The sequence below is a fragment of the Staphylococcus hsinchuensis genome (genome assembly GCF_038789205.1).
Classification (GTDB): domain Bacteria; phylum Bacillota; class Bacilli; order Staphylococcales; family Staphylococcaceae; genus Staphylococcus; species Staphylococcus hsinchuensis.
In genome coordinates, this window is the sequence record NZ_CP128355.1 from 1,043,680 (window position 1) to 1,063,113 (window position 19,434).

Here is a 19,434-nt window from a genome sequence, read left to right on the forward strand (position 1 = left end):
GATAAACTGATAAAGTAGGATAAACATAATTAAATTAACATATAAAGAAGGTAAGTATAATGTCTAAATATGTTTTAATCAATGGATGTATATATACAGAAAGAGAAAAAATAGATAAAGGTTATGTCATTATAAAAAACGGCAAAATTGCTGGTTTAGGTAATGGTAACTATGAAGGTGAGCTCGAGACATATGATATGAAAGGGCGACACATCTTACCAGGATTTATTGACATGCATATTCACGGTGGTTATGGAGAAGATGCAATGGATGGGTCGTTTGACGGACTGAAACATTTATCTGAATCGCTATTGTCTGAAGGTACAACAAGTTATGTACCTACGACAATGACTCAATCCGAACAAAACATTAAAGCGGCATTAAAAAATATTGCCGATTATCAGTCACAACAAGATAGATATCAAGCAGCTGAAGTAGTAGGTGTCCATTTAGAAGGTCCATTTATTTCTGAACATAAAGTAGGAGCTCAAAATCCTAAATATGTACAAAGACCAACCGTAGAAAAACTGCAACAGTTTCAAGAAAGTGCAAATAACCAAATCAAAGTTATAACCTTTGCCCCAGAGGTCAAAGGTGCTTTAGCGTTATTACAATCATTTAAAGATAAAATACGTTTTTCGATCGGTCATAGTGTGGCGACGTTTGAAGAGACTAATAAAGCGGCACAAAATGGTGCTAGACATGTGACGCATTTATACAATGCAGCTACGCCATTTGAACATCGAAAGCCAGGCGTGTTTGGCGCGGCGTGGACGAACGATGATCTTCATACAGAGATCATTGTTGATGGTGTGCATTCACACCCTGCAGCTGTCAAAATTGCTTATAAACAAAAAGGTAATAGTCGATTTTTCTTAATTACAGATGCGATGCGAGCGAAAGGCATGCCTGAAGGTGAATATGATTTAGGCGGTCAAAATGTGATTGTTAAAGGCACTGAAGCACGGTTAGAATCAGGTGCCTTGGCTGGTAGTATATTGAAGATGAATGACGGTTTAAATAACTTAATCAATTATACTGGCGATTCATTAGAAAACTTATGGAGAGTTACGAGTTTAAATCAAGCTAAAGCACTAAAAATAGATGATAGAAAAGGGAGTTTAAAAGTTGGCAATGATGCAGATATCGTTGTGCTAGATAATGATATAAATGTGCAATTGACAATTAAGTCAGGTAAAATGCATCATTTTTCAAAATAATACTAATGTTAAATTTAACATTTAGATTGTTAAAACATTAATGGAATTGTATATTTACGGTTTATTAGTAATTTGAATAAAAAAGATTCTGAAATATAGAATAGTCGTCTTAAATATGGTAGAATAAAAATCAATATGTATTTTTAGGGAGGTGTTACAATGGGAAGGATTTAGTAACTTTAATGATGACTTGGAATAACGATCAATATAATGAACGGTCACCTATTGTGACACAAAAATTTGGAGGTGAATCCCTAGAAATAGGGAATTAATTGGAAACTGCGACCATAATAAATTTAGTAATATTTTTTCTATTAATAGCGTTAACTACTGTCTTTGTTGGCTCGGAATTTGCTTTAGTAAAGGTTCGATCTACGAGAATTGAACAGTTAGCTTCAGAAGGAAATGGTAATGCCAAAGTTGTTAAAAAGATGACGAAGAACTTGGATTACTATTTATCTGCCTGTCAGCTCGGGATTACGGTAACTTCTCTAGGATTAGGTTGGTTAGGTGAACCAACTTTCGATAAGTTATTACATCCTTTGTTCGAATTATTACATCTACCTCAAGCTATCACTACGACGATTTCATTTGTTCTAGCGTTCATCATCGTTACGTACTTACACGTAGTTCTTGGGGAATTAGCACCGAAGACTTTAGCAATTCAACATACAGAGAGATTAGCACTATTATATTCTAGACCACTTTATTATTTTGGATTCGTGATGAAACCATTAATATGGTTAATGAACGGTTCAGCAAGACTGATTATCCGTATTTTTGGTGTAGACCCGGATGCAAATAATGATGCAATGTCAGAGGAAGAAATAAAGATTATTATAAATAACAGCTACAACGGTGGAGAAATTAACCAAACCGAGTTAGCTTACATGCAAAATATTTTTTCTTTCGATGAGCGCCATGCTAAAGATATCATGGTGCCACGAACACAAATGATTACGTTGAATGAACCATTTAATGTTGATGAATTATTAGACACAATTAAAGAACACCAATTCACACGCTATCCTATTACTGAAGATGGTGACAAAGACCATATTAAAGGCTTTATCAACGTTAAAGAATTTTTAACGGAATATGCTTCAGGTAAACAGATTAAAGTAAGCAATTATATTCACGATTTACCTATGATTTCTGAAACGACACAGATTAGTGATGCATTAATTCGCATGCAACGTGAACATGTGCATATCAGTTTAATCATTGATGAATACGGTGGTACAGCCGGTATATTAACAATGGAAGACATCTTAGAAGAAATAGTAGGTGAAATCCGTGACGAGTTTGATGACGATGAAGTAAACGATATTGTGAAATTATCTGATGATAAATACCAAATTAATGGACGTGTATTACTCGACGACTTAAACGAACAGTTTGGTATTGAATTTGAAGACTCTGAAGATATTGATACGATTGGTGGTTGGCTACAAGCCCACAATACAAACTTACAGCAAAATGACTATGTAGATACTGAACATGATCGTTGGGTCATTTCTGAAATAGATAATCATCAAATTATTCATGTTATTTTAAAATATGAGTTTAACGATACGCGTCCGACACCTGAAGAAGATGAGGAAGACGAATCAAACGATTAATAAATGTTTTATACGAAATAATATAAATGCTAAAACTGAGACGTGTAATAACGTCTCAGTTTTTTATTTTCGTTTCTAAGCTTAAAGGTATATTTTTATTTTTGAGCATATTAAAATAGATATAATACTGTTCACATAGAAAGTCATATGAATTGTGAAAAAAGTTTATTTGATCAATATATTTTAGGAAATATGTAGAAAGGGGATTACCTATGATTGAAGATATATATTATTTAAATAACGGTTATCCAATGCCAAAAGTAGGACTAGGTGTCTATAAAATCTCTGAAACAGAAATGGAAACAGCAGTAATGCATGCTTTAGAGGTAGGGTATCGTGCTTTCGATACTGCTTATTTTTATAATAATGAACAAGCTTTAGGTCAAGTACTATCAAAATCAGATGTTTCACGTGATGACTTATTTATTACTTCAAAATTATGGAATGATTATCAAGGCTACGACCAAACAATTGAATATTTTAATAAAACACTAAATAATTTAGATACGGATTATTTAGACTTGTTTTTAATTCATTGGCCATGTGAAGAAGATGGATTATTTATTGAAAGTTACAAAGCGATGGAGCAATTATACAAAGAAGGAAAAGTACGTGCTATTGGGGTGTGCAATTTTAAACAACACCACTTAGAACAATTGATGGATGAAACGGAAATCGTACCAGCTGTAAATCAAATTGAGTTCCACCCATACTTTAACCAGTACAAACTACAAAAGTTCTGTGATAAACATGATATTGCAGTAACTGCTTGGATGCCATTAATGAGAAATCAAGGCTTATTAGACGATCCATTAATTACTGATTTAGCTAAACGCTATGATAAAACACCTGCGCAAATAGTATTGCGTTGGCATCTTGCGCATAATCGCATTGTCATACCTAAATCTAAAACACCAGAACGTATCGAAGAAAACTATAATATTTTTGATTTTAATTTAGAATTAACAGATATAGCTGAAATAGATAGTTTAGACAGAGGTGCTAGACAAGGTAAAGACCCGGATGAAGTAAGAATAGGCACATTAAAATAGTAAGCAGTGTATTTTTAATATAGTACCAATGCTTTATAGCCGATGATATCTTCGTAAGAAGGTATCATCGGTTTTATTATATATAAATACTTAATAAGTACCGACTCCTGAGAGGAAAGCACGGGCCGAAGACTCCAGGTAGAGACAGTACCTTAGGAAAGTGAATACATTTTCCAAGGTAAAAAATATAAAAGTTAAAATAAATAGAAGATAAATCTTTAAATGAAAATGTACCGACTCCTGAGAGGAAAGCACGGACCGAAGACTCCAGGTAGAGACAGTACCTTAGGAAAGTGAATACATTTTCCAAGGTAAAAAATATAAAAGTTAAAATAAATAGAAGACAGATCTTTAAATGAAAATGTACCGACTCCTGAGGGAATAGCACAAGCCGAAGACTACAGGCTGAGGCAGTGCCCTAGGAAAGCGAGTACATTTTCCTAAATATATAAGGTGAAATATAGTTTGAAAAGCATTTTTAACAAAATAAAGATTTTAATTGCGACCTTAGTCCGATTTATTGGGAAACAAGTTTAATTGAAGAATGTAAAGGCTATATAAAAATTATGTAAAATTAATTGCTATAGATAGCATTATCATGCAGTAACTTGATAAAGTAATATAAAGCAATAAAGAAGTAACTAAAATGAAGGTGTTAAGGAATGCAATTAAGAGTAATCATACCTTGCTATAACGAAGGTGAAGTTATATTAAAAACGTATCAACGATTAACTGAAATTTTATCAGAAGACAGCCAACAACACCACTACAATTATGACTTGTTATTTATAGATGATGGTAGTAGCGATAATACTATTAATTATATACAAGATGTGGCAAATAAAGACCAACACGTTAAATTCATTTCATTTAGCCGTAATTTCGGGAAAGAGTCAGCCATGATTGCAGGTTACCAACATAGTAGCCATTGTGATGCAGTCGTTATGATTGATGCAGATTTGCAACATCCACCAGAATTAATTCCTCAAATGATTGAAGGTTATATGGATGGATATGATCAAGTTATTGCAAAAAGAGACCGAACAGGCGAAAAGAAATCTCGTAAATTATTAACAAGAATTTATTATCGAGCAATCAACTACTTTGTAGAAGATATTAGACTTGAAGATGGTATTGGAGATTTCAGATTATTAAGTAAAAGAGCAGTAAATTCTTTAACTGACTTAGATGAATGTACGCGTTTCTCTAAAGGACTTTATGCTTGGATTGGCTATAATACGAAAGTATTTACTTATGAAAATGTTGAAAGAGAAGATGGTGACTCCAAATGGTCATTTGGTAAGCTGTTAAATTATGGTATAGATGGACTCATTTCATTTAATACAAAACCATTACGTATGATGATTTATTTAGGGATGTTTGTTTCATTTATCAGTTTGTTATATATAGTATTTATTTTAGCTGGTATTATTTTACACGGTGTCAAAACACCAGGATACTTCTCTACTATAGCAGCTATACTTATGTTAGGAGGAATCCAATTAATTTCAATTGGTGTTATCGGTGAATATATCGGACGTATTTATTATGAAGTGAAAAAACGACCTAAATATATAGTTGAAGCATCCAATTTAAACAAACAGTCATACCAACAATCAAGAGATGAAAGAGAAAGAGATTACCACACTTCAATTACTAATATTAATCAAAAATATTATCAACATGAAATAAAACAACAACCTGTCGAGGAAAAGAAATTAGTCAATCATAAATAATTTAATAAGAGCGAGATGCAAGCATCTATTAAATATAGAAGTTTGCATCTCGCTTTTTTAGTTCTAAGATAGTTATGGACTGAAAATATATTGTTTTTTAATTCCTTGTTTCATTAGAAAAAAAGAGATAGATTCTAGTAAAAGAATCTATCTCTTTCATAATAATATTTAGTTAAACGTATGTCCCATTATTTTTTCTTGTGAATTAATCCGAACACAAGTGAAACAAGTGCAACTAAAATAATTGTTCCGATTAATGCAGGGAATACGTGAATACGGCCGATTTCCCAGCCCCATTGACCAAATAGTTTAGAACCGATGATTGAACCGATAATACCTGCAATGATATTACCAATAATACCACCAGGAATATCTTTACCTAGAATTGCACCAGCAATCCAACCAATTAATCCCCCGATGATTAACATAAGAATAAAACCCATGGTATAACCTCCTTAAATAATATGATAATCATTATATACCACGAAATGTTATAACATAATCAATATTTCTTTGAAAAGAGCTTTTGCCAATATATATATAATAAAAATATGATATGAATAAATAATAATATGTACCAGTAAGGTGTTAAGATAATCATTACTGTAAACGAGATAATAATAAGTGTATGTCCAACGTACAATGGTGCTTTAATACGATTGATTAATTTAAAATATTGCTTTTCTTCTGGTTTGAAAGTGCTATAAAGAAGAATTATAAAGCCTAACATAAATATCGTCGGTGAAAAATAGGGCGCTGACATATAATAGGAATCTTGGCTCGTACCATAAATAAGCAAGAGTGATAAACTAAAAATAATTGAGATAATAAACGCCATATATTTATGTTTGTTAATAGTTGCTGAATGAATAGTTTTATCAATATAAATATGCAAAATGGTCCAAATTAACAATTGAGCTACGGTGCATATAGTTATGTAATCTTGTTTCTCTGCAAAAAAGAGATTGATAAAGGAATTGATAGTAATTGCAATAAGAATAGAGCTGAACTTAAGTTGTGTAAATTTCTGACGATATAAATCTAAACCTAAAATGATAAATACCACAGCAATGTTTATGATAATAAATTGTAGCATGATGCTCTCCTAACCAATGTACTTCATTCCAATATTATATCAATTAAAATAAAGATATTCATTTGATAACAACTCATAATTTATAATTTTTGAAAGGGAAATGTGTAATATTATTGTTTTTGTATTGTTCGTGTTATTTTAAGTTGTTAAAAATAGAAGTGTTAGCATTACCCATACCTTTTAAACATAAAAAATAGGAGTGGAACAGGAGCGAAATTTCTAAAATAGATTTCGTACATCTCAGCTAGTTGAAAAAAAGTCTGAGACATTTTTTGTCTCAGACTCCATTCTAAATAAGTGAAATATATTTATAGTATCGATACTAGACCCCTTTTTTATTACTCCATAGTAATGTATGCAATTGAGGTAAGACGTATACATTATTCATATCACTGCTTTGCATTACTCGATCAATCAACGATTCATAAAGTGATAATAGTTTTTCTGTATGTGAATCGATATGGTCATCCTCAAGATAAGGATTGCCCACTTGTAAGTAAAATGGTATTTCTGGATAACGATGGTGTATCATTTTAGCGAAATCATAATCAGTTTCATCGAAAACCACGACCTTTAAATTCAATGATTCAGGTACACATTCTTCGATAACTTCATCTAATAATGGTAAATTAGGTTTCATCATAGAGCTTGGTGGTTTCGGACTGATTGTTAAGTCATCTATTTGTCGCATCCACGGTTGGAATTTACTTCCTTGTGTTTCGAGAGCAGTTTTTATATTCTTTTCTTCAAATAAATCAACAAGGGACTGGATACCTTTAATTAAAGCAGGATTACCTCCTGAAATCGTTACGTGATTAAATGTGTCACCAGCGATTTCATATAGTCTTTCATAAACTTCTTCAGCTGTCATCATACGGATATCTTCTTTGGCACTGCCATCCCATGTGAAACTTGAATCACACCAACTACAACGATAATCACAACCCGCAGTTCGGACGAACATCGTCTTACGTCCAATTACACGTCCTTCACCTTGGATTGTAGGACCAAAAATTTCTAATACGGGAATCTTACTCATTATTGTGCTCCTTTGGTCGATAAATGACATAACTTGTTGGTGTTTCACGAAGGTATACTTGTAGGCATTGCGGTTTGTTGGGTCTTTGGTCTAAATCTTGTTGAATCATTTCATATATTGTTTGTGCCACGAGTTCAGTTGAAGGAATCTTATTTTCAAATTGTGGCAAATCATTTAGTAAATAATGGTCGAATTGACCGTGTACCAACTTTTTAAGTTCACTGAAGTTTGCTAAGAAGCCGTTATGATCTAAAGTATCACCTGCAATAGTCAAATTCACAAAGTAAGTGTGTCCGTGTGTACGCATACATTTACCTGCATCTTCATTGGGGATATAATGTGCGGCAGAGAAGTTGAAATCTTTGTTCAGTTCGAATTGGTAAGGATGCGTTATGCTCGGATAATGCTGTTGAAACATATTATCGTACTCCTTTTTCTTCTAAATAGTCATTTAAGCCACGTGCTCTCAATTTGCAGGCTGGACATGTGCCACAACCATCACCCACGATGCCATTATAACAAGTGAGTGTATTGTATCTAATATAGTCTAGTACGCCGAGTTCATCACTGAGTGCCCATGTTTCTTTCTTGTCGAGCCACATCAGCGGCGTATGAATAACGAAATCTTTATCCATTGAAAGTGAAAGTGTGACATTCATCGATTTAATAAAGCTATCTCTACAATCTGGATAGCCTGAAAAATCTGTTTCACATACACCTGTAATAATATGTTTCGTGTTAGTTTGATATGCTAAAGCGCCCGCAAATGATAAGAATAGTAAATTTCTTGCTGGTACAAATGTATTTGGTACGCCATCATCGTTTTCTTCTATATCCATGTCATGTTGAGTTAGTGCGTTGGGCGTGAGTTGTGATAATAAAGACATGTCTAATACATGATGTTTAACGTTTTGCTCTTTGGCAATTTGCTTTGCAACTTCTATCTCACTATCATGTCGTTGTCCATATTCAAATGTAACTAACTCTACTTCGTCAAAATGTTTCTTTGCCCAAAAAAGACAAGTCGTACTATCTTGACCGCCACTAAAAACGACAATGGCTTTATTGTTGTTTAATGTGTTTTGTTGCGTCATATTTGTTACTCTCCTTCAAATTTAAACTCTCTAGCTTTCCTGTGAATGACTATGACGCCTAAAAAAACGTCTATCTCTATAAAAAGATAGACGTTTTTGGGTGTCTAGTTTTTTATAGAGGGTGTGAGCTAGGAACCTCTGATACGATGTAATTTTACTTGGATAAGAATAATATATTTGTATTGTAAAATCAAGCTAATCTTTGGGATAATATAAAGCAATCCTAACTAATTACGAATTTATTGAGGTGACACAATGATATTAATGATTGATAACAAAGATTCGTTCACCTATAACATTGTCGATTATATTAAACGATCAACTGATAAAGAATTACGCGTAATCGATGTTGATGAAGTGAATAGTGATTTAATAAGTAATCTTTCCCCTGAGGCATTAATTATTTCACCTGGTCCTGGAACTCCGTCTGAGTATAGCAATATGTTACATATATATGAGACGATTCCAGAACGAATGCCTATTCTAGGAGTATGTCTTGGTTTCCAACAACTTGTATACTTTTTTAAAGGGGATATTATACATAACAAGAAACCGGTACATGGTCACACAACGTGCATTCATCATAATAACGAAGGCATTTTCAAAGGTTTACCACAAGGGTTTAAAGTAATGCGTTATCATTCTTTAATGGCTGATTCTGAAACCTTTCCACGTGAACTGAAGATTACAGCAAAGAATGAGGAAGGGATCATTATGGCATTTGAACATCAGTCAAGACCAATATATGGCGTTCAATATCATCCAGAGTCGATATTAAGTGACTATGGCATAGAACAATTCCAATTATTTATTGAACAAGTGGAGGGCGTGTTATGCGAATAGAGTTTAATTATCGATATATGTTAGATGAGGTACGTTATGAGTCATATTGCTATCATTTCACACAATGTGAAGACAAAAAGATAGCTTACCAATTAGAACAAGTCGGCGAGGTCGTTGCATATGCGGAACGTCAACAGCAGATGGGTAATTTTGTAGTATTATATTTACCATACGAAGCTTCGACATATTTTAATTCGCAAATGGCTACCATGCAGTTGAATGAAGGTGAGGTGTACGCGGCAGCTTATACGTTTAAAGAGGCTGAGCCAATGGATGCTTCTTCATCTCCAGATAAATTTCACAAACAATGTAACTTCGAATTTCAATTGTCTAATGACCAATTGATACGTCATATACGCACTGTTCAGGAAAATATTAAAACCGGCAATACATATCAAGTGAACTATACGACGCGCTTAACTGATAAAATCCATGTACCGATTGCTCAACTTTATGAAGCTTTACAACGTAAGCAACATGGGCATTACGTATCACTAATAGATACAGAAGAATTACAAGTAGCTTCATTGTCTCCAGAATTATTTTTTCAACGTGGACCGTTTAAAGGTGAGGTAGACGTGATTGTGAGTAAACCGATGAAAGGTACGATGCCTAGAGGTAGAACGAAAGAAGAGGATATAACGCATTTCAATCAACTTGAGACATCTTCAAAAGACAAAGCAGAAAATGTAATGATTGTTGATTTATTACGCAATGATATTGGGCGTATAGCTAAAATGGGAACAGTGAATGTTTATAAAATGTTTAATATTGAATCTTATCCCACTGTCTATCAGATGACAAGTATGGTTGCCGGGCAAGTTGAGCCTCATACGAGTTTATTGCAAATACTTACCGGTTTATTCCCTTGTGGTTCTATTACTGGCGCACCTAAAGTCAATACGATGAAATATATTAAAGCGTTAGAACAAGTGCCAAGACGTATTTATTGTGGGACAATAGGGTTAATGAAACCGGATGGTAAATCAATTTTTAATGTACCGATTCGCACGATTCAGTATGTTAATCAACAAGCCGTTTATGGTGTAGGATCTGGTATAACGATTGATTCGGTTCCCGAAAGAGAAGTTGAAGAATTTAAAGATAAAACCAAAATATTGGAGAGTATATAATGGATCTATTTGAAACGATGCGGTTAGAAGATGGAATTTTTAAGAGAATTCAGTTTCATACGAAACGTATTCAACAATCAAGTCGTAATTTGGACATAAACTTTAACCTTGAACAATGGAACCAATTGCTTAATCGTATTGCAGAGGAATATCCTAAAGGTGTTTATCGCGTGAAGATAATTTTAAAGCAAAATGGCAAATTTGATTCAGTTATAGCAGATTTACCAGATAAAGCATTATTTAGTGCTCAATTACAAAAGTTGCCGAAAAATATACCTGAAGCGGTTTTGACGAACAAGACTACAAACCGTGCCCATTTATCTCATCAACACCTAACGGATCTCATTTTATTATATGATGCAAATGGTAAAATTTTAGAGTTTGATATTGGTAATATATTAATTAAAGAGCATGACCATTTCTATACACCTACATATAATAAAGATATGTTGAAGGGATGTATGCGACAGGCTTTAATTGAACAAGGTAACATATATGAACGTGATTACGATGTTGACTCTTTTAAAGAGAAATATAAGCAAAATGAGATACAAGTGTATTTGATAAATAGTTTGCGAGAGGTTGCCGACGTGAAGATTTATATATAAAATGAATGTCATAACAAGTAATGAAATAAATGATTTTATTATATTTTAGAAAATGAGTGATATCAATGATGTTGGTTGTATGGTTAATGTTAATGGTTGTAATGATTATCTTAACGCGTCGGTTGATCAAACCACTATTACAACAAAAACGGGTTCGTTTGGTGCAGTTAATCGTTACAATAAGTTGTATCATCCAATTCATCATTATCTATTTTGTGGTCAATGAAATTATACATTATCTAGTCAAAGGTTTAGATGTGTTTTATCATGAGTAACTATTATGAGGTGAAACAATGAAGATATATAGCCAGGGAGACCAAGCGATTGTCGTTTCGATAGAGAAAGAAGTTTCTAGAGGTCTGACTGAAGATTTATTAGCGTTAAGAAAGTATTTAAATAGCAAAAAATTTCCATTTATAACTGAAATTGTGCCAACAGAATCTGATATGATGATTTGTTACGATGCGAGAGATATGATTAAGCATCACAATATTCAATCTCCGTTTCTATATATGAAAGCTTTGATACAGTCTATCCAGTTTGAAATTAAACATGAAGATACAACAATTATCCCTATAGAGATACCAATAGTATACGGTGGCGAACAAGGGCCTGATATCAAAAATTTATTATCATACTATAAAATTTCATTTGATCGGTTCGTAAAGTTACATTCAGAAAAGATATATTTCGTCTCAATGATGGGTTATACACCAGGATTCCCATATTTAACAGGTATGAACAAGAAATTATTTGTCAATCATACTGGAAAGCATAAGCGTTTTATTCCGGCTGGTTCAGTTATTATTGAAGGTAAAAAGACAGGTATAACGACGACTGATACATATGGAGATTGGTTAGTTATCGGTTATACACCTATACGATTATTTAAACCTGAAGAGAAGGATTTTACCACTTTAAAACTAGGAGATAATATCGTATTTAAACCAGTTAAAGCAGAGGATATCGATTTAGGAGGCTTTAAACCATGTCAATTATAATAGAAGATGCGGGCTTGTTTTCGAGCTTCCAAGACTTCGGTCGTGTAGGCTATGAACATGATGGTGTCATCCCGGGCGGGGCAATGGATTTTCTATCTCATGAAATAGCCAACAGACTAGTAGCAAATGACAAGCACGAAGCAACGTTAGAAATGACAAATAATATGGCACGCATCCGATTCACAGAGTCTACTTTAATCGCTTTAAGTGGCGGTAGCTTTAAAGCTGCAACACAAGATATGACCATTTTACCTAACAAACTCTATTTAATGGAGAAAGGTGATGTACTACGATTTGTTGAGACGAAGCGTACATCGAGAGTATATCTTGCGATTGGCGGAGGCTTCGAACTTGAATCGTGGTTAGGTTCAACTTCGACGGATTTTAATTCTAATATCGGCGGTTTCCATGGACGTAGATTAAAGAACGGTGACGAAGTGAACATGAAACGTAGCTATACAGAACGTCATATTAAACTGTTCGAAAATCTAGAACACGAACGTCAAACTGACTGGGGTATAGACGGTTATGCTTTATCATTTAATTATATGTCTGATGTATTTCATGTAATTAAAAATAAAGGTACTGAAGATTTCAAAAAAGATGTCATTCATCGCTTTACATTTGGAGAATATAAAGTGACAAGTAAAGCAAATCGTATGGGTATGTATTTAGAAGGTACTTCAATTAAAGCTTACTATGATGATATGCCATCACACCAATCAGTTCAAAAAGGAACAATCCAAGTAAAAAGAAATGGCACACCAATTATATTGTTGAATGACCACTATACCTTAGGTAGTTATCCTCAAATTGGAACGATTGCGAGCTACCATTTGACGAAGCTAGGTCAAAAGCAACAAGGCGCTAAGCTAAAATTTCAGTTTATTGACGTTGAAGAAGCGGAGAAAAATTTAGTTAAATATTCTAACTGGTTAAACCAACTGTTTCACGGTATAGAATATCGCATGCAATTAGAAATGTTAAAATAATAACTTTATTTAGTTATTTTAAAGTTTTTCCTGGGTTTTACCGTATTTTTTTGCAATGGATTTACAATGTTAGCGTTTACTTTAAAATGTGAAAACGCATCTCAAATTTAACTCAAATTAGAAATCAAACCTCATTATCTTTATTTTATTCAAGAAGAGTAAAGAATGAGGTTTGATTTTTTTATTTTTAAAAAAGTTATCATGAATAGGGTTATAGGATATTGGAAATTATTTGACGTATATAAGTCTCTAGTCTGATTAATTTATTTTGAGATTCACGTACAATAAATAAGCATCTTATTGCTTAAAGATATATTAATAACCAATTAACAATACTCTGATGTGAAAAGGTATTTTTGTAAAAGTGACTTTTTACTTGAAATTTACCAAGTTTTCCTTTATATTAGTTAATTGAGTAATGTGCGTTTTGTTACATTCGTATTACAAGATAACAAAGAATGTAAATAATATATTAATTAGTAAAACGTATGTGTTGTGACATTAATATTGCCACAACAACTAGGGGCTTGACATAACGTACAAATATGGATCTCTTACTTAATTAAAGAATAAACTTTAGTTGTATGAAAGCACATTTTAATGGTGAAACTACAACCCATTCAATAAATAGTTATGGTCCGATTTGTTAAGCGATTATGTTCTTAACCTCTCAATTTGTAGAAGAACTTATGATATATAACGACGATTAAAAAAGAAAAAGTAAGCGAAATTCAAGGAATCTATCACAGTGTATTGATAAGTTTACAATGGATTTCACATCTTAATGTATGTACCTTTTGTCATTAACGTACCAATGTATGTATATAACATTAGCCAATAGAATTTGTTAATCGTAACTTGTCACATATTTTCTAAAAGGGATAGATATTTTCTAACCTATATAAATTAATAATGGGGGAAACAAACATGAGTACACACAAAAAGAAGTTAACTCTTTTTGCGTTTTTTATACTGACTGTGATAACAGTTACTTTGAAGACGTACTTTGCATATTATGTTGATTTTTCTTTAGGTGTTAAAGGTTTAGTTCAAAATTTAATATTACTGATGAATCCATATAGCTTAATTGCTTTAATCTTAAGTATTTTCTTATTCTTTAAAGGTAAGAAAGCGTATTGGTTCATGTTTATCGGCGGATTCTTACTTAGTTTCTTACTATATGCCAATGTTGTTTATTTCAGATTCTTCTCTGACTTCTTAACATTTAGTACATTAAACCAAGTAGGGAACGTTGATTCTATGGGTGGCGCCGTTGGTGCATCATTTAAATGGTACGACTTTGTTTATTTCTTAGATTCAATCGTTTATCTATTTGTATTGATTTTCAGACAAAAAAGGTTAGATAAACGCGTATTCAGTAAGAAATTCGTACCAGTCATTATGGGAGCATCAATCGCGTTATTCTTCCTGAATTTAGCATTCGCTGAATCAGATAGACCACAATTATTAACACGTACATTTGACCATAAATATTTAGTTAAATACTTAGGGCCATTTAACTTCACAGTTTATGATGGTGTTAAAACAGTACAGAACAAACAACAAAAAGCACTTGCTAATGAAGATGATTTAACAAAAGTATTAAACTACACAAAACAAAAACGAACAGAACCTAATAAAGAATATTTTGGTGCAGCTAAGAAGAAAAACATTATCAAAATTCACTTAGAAAGTTTCCAAACTTTCTTAATTAACAAGAAAGTAAATGGTGAAGAAGTGACACCATTCTTAAACAAACTTTCTTCAGGTAACCAAGACTTTACGTACTTCCCTAACTTCTTCCATCAAACTGGACAAGGTAAAACATCAGATTCAGAGTTTACGATGGATAATAGTTTATACGGATTATCACAAGGTTCAGCGTTCTCATTAAAAGGGGATAACACATTCCAATCATTACCATCTATTTTAGATCAGAAACAAGGTTACACATCTAGTGTTATGCACGGTGACTATAAGACATTCTGGAACCGAGACCAAGTGTATAAACACTTTGGTGTAGATAAATTCTACGATGCAACATACTATGATATGTCACCAAACAACCTTGAAAACTTAGGTCTTAAAGATAAAGAGTTATTTAAAGAATCAGCGGATTATTTATCAAAAGAAAAACAACCGTTCTACAATCACTTAATTACATTGACAAACCATTATCCATTCACATTGTCACCAGATGATGCAACTATTGATAAACCAAATACAGGTGATTCAACAGTTGATGGATATATTCAAACAGCTAGATATTTAGACGAATCATTAGAACAATTCATCACTGAACTTAAGAAAAAAGGTTTATATGATGATTCAGTAATTATGATCTACGGTGACCACTACGGTATTTCTGAAAACCATAACAAAGCTATGGAAAAATTATTAGGTGAAGATATTACACCAGCGAAATTCACAGACTTAAACCGTACTGGTTTATGGATGAAGATTCCTGGTAAACAAGGTGGCATTAACGAAACATACGGTGGCCAAGCCGATGTAATGCCAACACTATTACACTTATTAGGTATTGATTCTAAGAACTACTTAATGATGGGTACTGATTTATTCTCTAAAGAACATAACGATACAGTACCATTCAGAAATGGTGACTTCGTAACAAAAGACTACAAATATGTTAACGGTAAAATCTACGACAACAAGACAAATAAACCAGTGACGAAGAAACCTAAAGACTTTGAAAAACGTAAAGAACAAACTGAAAAAGATTTAGAAATGAGTGACTCAGTACTTAACGGAGACTTATTCAGATTCTATAAAAATCCAGACTTCAAAAAAGTACAACCGTCAACTTATGAATACAAAACAGGTCCAAAAGGATCAGAAAAGAAATAAAGAGTGCTACTATTAAATAATTTATTAACAAAACTCTAGTAGCACCTCGGCACAGTTGACTAGTACTGAATCGAGTTTGATTAAAACGAAGATTCAGAACAGGCAACCACTGCCAAGAGCGGAAATCAAAGACAAAGTGACAGGGACGAAAAGCCCTGTCGCTTTTTTAATTTTTTAAATACCTAAGGTATTAAACACATAATCTTAAATGTATAATAAAAAAGAGCCACGCAACAAACCTTCCAAAGGTCCTGTTGCGTGGCTCTTTAATATTTAGGTTTAAATAATTCGTTAATGAACGATATAGATGAATCTTTATCCTAATGCGACATCTAATACCATCATAATAGTGAAACCAACCATCAAGCTTAAAGTAGCTAAATCGGTATTATTACTTGCTTGTGAGTCTGGTATAAGTTCTTCTACAACTACGAATATCATAGCACCAGCTGCAAATGCGAGTGCGTAAGGTAACATAGGTGTGATAACTAAAACAGCCGCTGCACCTATTGTCGCAAAGATTGGTTCAACAATTGCTGAAGCTTGACCGTAGTTAAATGCTTTCCATCTGGAAGCACCTGCTGCACGTATTGGCATAGAGAGTGCAGCACCTTCAGGAATATTTTGAATTCCGATACCAATGGCTAAACTTAAAGCACCTAATAGCGTTGCTTGACCATTACCTGACACCACTCCACCGAAAGCGACACCAATAGATAAACCTTCGGGAACATTATGCAGTGTAATCGCCAAGACGAGCAAGGTGTTTTTGTTTAATTTTTTTGTGCCTACACCTTCTTGATATTGACTTGAATCTTGTGTGTTAGGGTGGATATGTGGAATGACTAAGTCTAATCCACGAATAAATAATCCTCCTAATAAAAATCCAATTGCTGCAGGTAGCCATGGTATTGCAGAATGTTTACCATATTCGATTGCAGGTTGTAATAACGACCAGAAACTAGCAGCGATCATAATTCCAGCGGCGAAACCTTGCATAGAATTGAGAACCTTGTCATTGATGCGTCTGAACATGAACACGCCAGCTGCACCTAAGGCTGTCAGTAACCAAGTAATAATACCTGCGATTAAAGCTTGTACATATGGAGGTAGATTTTGGAAAAATTCCGACATAAGTCTGTCTCCTTTGTATCATTTCATTTCAAAAAGGTGTATAATACATAGAACTGAATTAATTTTACCAGAAAAATATATAATTTTCGATATTAAAAAGGATGTTGAACGATGGAAGCATATAAAATAGAACATTTACATAAATCTTATGCCGACAAAATAATATTTGATGATTTGCATCTATCGATCTCAGAAGGTGAACGGATTGGTTTAGTGGGCATTAATGGAACTGGTAAAAGCTCTCTATTAAAAGTCATCGGCGGATTGGATATTGACTTTGACGCTGATATAAACCATCCCAATTCATATCGCATACGTTATTCTTCTCAAAAACAAGAATTTCATGAAGATATGACAGTATTTGATGCAGTATTAAGTTCAGAAACGAAAACGCTAGATGTTATTCGTACTTATGAACATGCAGTTAATCAGTACAGTGCTTCACAAACAGAACAGAATTTCAACAAGATGATGCAAGCACAAGAGGCTATGGATGCTCATCAAGCTTGGGATTACAGCTCAGAAATTAAGACGATATTATCTAAACTTGGTATTAAAGATACAAATAAGCAAGTGAATGAATTATCTGGTGGACAGAAAAAACGCGTAGGTTTAGCAAAGACACTGATTGAACAACCCGATTTATTGTTGTTAGATGAGCCGACAAACCATTTAGACTTTGAATCAATTAATTGGTTGATTAATTACGTGAAACAATATCCGCATACAGTAATGTTCGTTACCCATGATCGTTATTTCTTAAATGAAGTGTCTACTCGGATTATTGAACTTGATCGCGGAAAGCTCAAAACTTACCCAGGTAATTATGAAGCTTACATCGCACAACGTGCTGAAAATGAACTCATCGAACAGAAACAACAATCGAAACAACGTTCTTTATATAAACAAGAATTAGCATGGATGCGTGCAGGGGTTAAAGCGCGTTCTACAAAACAACAAGCTCGAAAAGACCGCTTTGCTGAATTGGAGCAGGACGTAAAGAACCAATCAACACAGGATAAAGGTTCATTAAACCTGGCTTATTCTCGATTAGGAAAGCAAGTATTTGAATTAGAAGATGTATCTAAAAGTATTCAAGGGAAAACATTATTCGAACACATCACTCAAATTATTCAAAATGGTCAACAAATTGGTATCGTGGGACCGAACGGTGCAGGTAAGACGACATTATTAAACATTTTGAGTGGGGAAGATCAATCATTTGAAGGTAACTTAAAAATAGGTCAAACTGTTAAAGTGGCTTATTTTAAGCAGACCGAGGATAGACTAGATAGAGACATTAGAATGATTGATTATTTACGTGAAGAAAGTGAAGTAGCGAAAGAAAAAGATGGTACTTCAGTTTCTATAACGCAATTACTTGAGCGTTTCCTATTTCCTAGCTCAACACATGGAAAGAAGATTTACAAACTTTCTGGTGGAGAGCAGAAACGGCTCTATTTACTAAGACTACTCGTACATCAACCTAATGTATTACTCTTGGACGAACCGACAAACGATTTAGATACTGAAACTTTAACAATATTGGAAGATTATATTAGTTCATTCGGAGGAACTGTCATTACCGTAAGTCACGATCGTTATTTCTTAAATAAAGTAGCTCAAGAGTATTGGTATATACACGATGGTGTGATGGAACGTATCATCGGTGACTTTGAAGATTATCAAAGTTATAAAAGTGAACAAGAACGTGCGAAAGAACAACAAAAACAACAGCAACAACGTGTACGTCAACCACAACAACAAAAGAAGAAAAAAGGTTTAACATATAAAGAAAAACAAGAATATGAAACAATTATTGAACGCATCGATGAAACAGAGCAACAATTAAAACAAGTTGAGAATGATATTTTAGAAGCAAGTTCTGATTACGCTAAAGTGAAAGAACTTACAGAATTACAAGAACAACTTAACGAAACATATGAGAATGATATAATGAGATGGACTGAATTAGAAGAATTAAAAGAACAATGAG

General features: G+C 33.4%; 18 protein-coding genes. 12 read left to right on the top strand and 6 right to left on the bottom strand.

Translation table 11 applies throughout. The annotated features are described in order from the left end of the window. The first annotated feature begins 59 nt into the window (after nt 1–59). The 4 genes from nagA to QQM35_RS05200 all read left to right on the top strand — a co-directional run bounded on the left by nagA (nt 60) and on the right by QQM35_RS05200 (nt 5,630). Nucleotides 60–1,220, top strand: a complete 1,161-nt coding sequence (gene nagA, locus QQM35_RS05185) for an N-acetylglucosamine-6-phosphate deacetylase (RefSeq protein ID WP_251518931.1) — start codon at nt 60–62, stop codon at nt 1,218–1,220. A 272-nt stretch (nt 1,221–1,492) separates the two neighbouring features. After that, nucleotides 1,493–2,842 (top strand): hemolysin family protein, encoded by a 1,350-nt coding sequence (locus tag QQM35_RS05190; RefSeq protein ID WP_251518933.1) that lies wholly within the window; start codon nt 1,493–1,495, stop codon nt 2,840–2,842. A 212-nt stretch (nt 2,843–3,054) separates the two neighbouring features. Continuing rightward, a complete protein-coding gene (locus QQM35_RS05195) occupies nt 3,055–3,894 on the top strand; it encodes an aldo/keto reductase (protein WP_251943312.1) in 840 nt (279 codons plus the stop codon). Nucleotides 3,895–4,556: 662 nt separating this feature from the next. Next, entirely contained in the window at nt 4,557–5,630 is a 1,074-nt protein-coding gene (locus tag QQM35_RS05200; RefSeq protein ID WP_251518937.1) for a glycosyltransferase family 2 protein, read from the top strand. Between the two features lie 188 nt (nt 5,631–5,818). Here the strand turns inward: QQM35_RS05200 and QQM35_RS05205 are convergent, their stop codons facing one another. From QQM35_RS05205 to queC, 5 genes are all read right to left on the bottom strand, one after another. Continuing rightward, nucleotides 5,819–6,073, bottom strand: coding sequence for a GlsB/YeaQ/YmgE family stress response membrane protein (locus tag QQM35_RS05205; protein ID WP_251518939.1), 255 nt, complete (start codon nt 6,071–6,073; stop codon nt 5,819–5,821). A 59-nt stretch (nt 6,074–6,132) separates the two neighbouring features. Further along, nucleotides 6,133–6,726, bottom strand: coding sequence for a hypothetical protein (locus tag QQM35_RS05210; RefSeq protein WP_251518941.1), 594 nt, complete (start codon nt 6,724–6,726; stop codon nt 6,133–6,135). A 322-nt stretch (nt 6,727–7,048) separates the two neighbouring features. Continuing rightward, nucleotides 7,049–7,765 carry a 7-carboxy-7-deazaguanine synthase QueE gene (gene queE, locus QQM35_RS05215; RefSeq protein WP_251518943.1) on the bottom strand — a complete coding sequence of 239 codons (717 nt, stop codon included), beginning with the start codon at nt 7,763–7,765 and terminating at the stop codon, nt 7,049–7,051. After that, nucleotides 7,758–8,183, bottom strand: a complete 426-nt coding sequence (queD, locus tag QQM35_RS05220; RefSeq protein ID WP_251518945.1) for a 6-carboxytetrahydropterin synthase QueD — start codon at nt 8,181–8,183, stop codon at nt 7,758–7,760. Before queD ends, queE begins: the two co-directional genes overlap by 8 nt. Before the next feature lies 1 nt (nt 8,184). Beyond that, the gene (queC, locus tag QQM35_RS05225) at nt 8,185–8,859 is read right to left on the bottom strand and encodes a 7-cyano-7-deazaguanine synthase QueC (protein ID WP_251518947.1); all 675 of its coding nucleotides are present in this window, start codon (nt 8,857–8,859) and stop codon (nt 8,185–8,187) included. A gap of 255 nt (nt 8,860–9,114) precedes the next feature. Between queC and QQM35_RS05230 the strand changes: the two genes are divergently transcribed. The 7 genes from QQM35_RS05230 to ltaS all read left to right on the top strand — a co-directional run bounded on the left by QQM35_RS05230 (nt 9,115) and on the right by ltaS (nt 16,304). After that, nucleotides 9,115–9,702: an anthranilate synthase component II gene (locus QQM35_RS05230; RefSeq protein ID WP_251518949.1), complete on the top strand. Its 588-nt coding sequence runs from the start codon at nt 9,115–9,117 to the stop codon at nt 9,700–9,702. After that, entirely contained in the window at nt 9,693–10,835 is a 1,143-nt protein-coding gene (locus QQM35_RS05235; RefSeq protein WP_342610572.1) for an anthranilate synthase component I family protein, read from the top strand. Before QQM35_RS05230 ends, QQM35_RS05235 begins: the two co-directional genes overlap by 10 nt. Beyond that, nucleotides 10,835–11,443, top strand: a complete 609-nt coding sequence (locus QQM35_RS05240; protein ID WP_251518960.1) for an aminotransferase class IV — start codon at nt 10,835–10,837, stop codon at nt 11,441–11,443. The genes QQM35_RS05235 and QQM35_RS05240 overlap by 1 nt, the downstream gene beginning before the upstream one ends. A gap of 79 nt (nt 11,444–11,522) precedes the next feature. Then, nucleotides 11,523–11,669, top strand: a complete 147-nt coding sequence (locus QQM35_RS05245; protein WP_251518962.1) for a hypothetical protein — start codon at nt 11,523–11,525, stop codon at nt 11,667–11,669. A 67-nt stretch (nt 11,670–11,736) separates the two neighbouring features. Further along, entirely contained in the window at nt 11,737–12,444 is a 708-nt protein-coding gene (locus QQM35_RS05250; protein WP_251518964.1) for an allophanate hydrolase subunit 1, read from the top strand. Next, on the top strand, nt 12,432–13,436 hold the full coding sequence (locus QQM35_RS05255) for a biotin-dependent carboxyltransferase family protein (RefSeq protein ID WP_251518966.1): 1,005 nt from the start codon (nt 12,432–12,434) through the stop codon (nt 13,434–13,436). The genes QQM35_RS05250 and QQM35_RS05255 overlap by 13 nt, the downstream gene beginning before the upstream one ends. Nucleotides 13,437–14,363: 927 nt before the next feature. Next, nucleotides 14,364–16,304 carry a polyglycerol-phosphate lipoteichoic acid synthase LtaS gene (ltaS, locus tag QQM35_RS05260; RefSeq protein WP_251518968.1) on the top strand — a complete coding sequence of 647 codons (1,941 nt, stop codon included), beginning with the start codon at nt 14,364–14,366 and terminating at the stop codon, nt 16,302–16,304. A gap of 315 nt (nt 16,305–16,619) precedes the next feature. Here ltaS and QQM35_RS05265 read toward each other — a convergent pair whose 3' ends face one another. Next, entirely contained in the window at nt 16,620–17,438 is an 819-nt protein-coding gene (locus QQM35_RS05265) for a ZIP family metal transporter (protein ID WP_251943305.1), read from the bottom strand. 111 nt (nt 17,439–17,549) lie between these two features. On the opposite strand from QQM35_RS05265, the gene QQM35_RS05270 reads away from it, so the two are divergent. Then, nucleotides 17,550–19,433 (top strand): ABC-F family ATP-binding cassette domain-containing protein, encoded by a 1,884-nt coding sequence (locus QQM35_RS05270; protein WP_251518972.1) that lies wholly within the window; start codon nt 17,550–17,552, stop codon nt 19,431–19,433. The last annotated feature ends 1 nt before the right edge of the window (nt 19,434 follow it).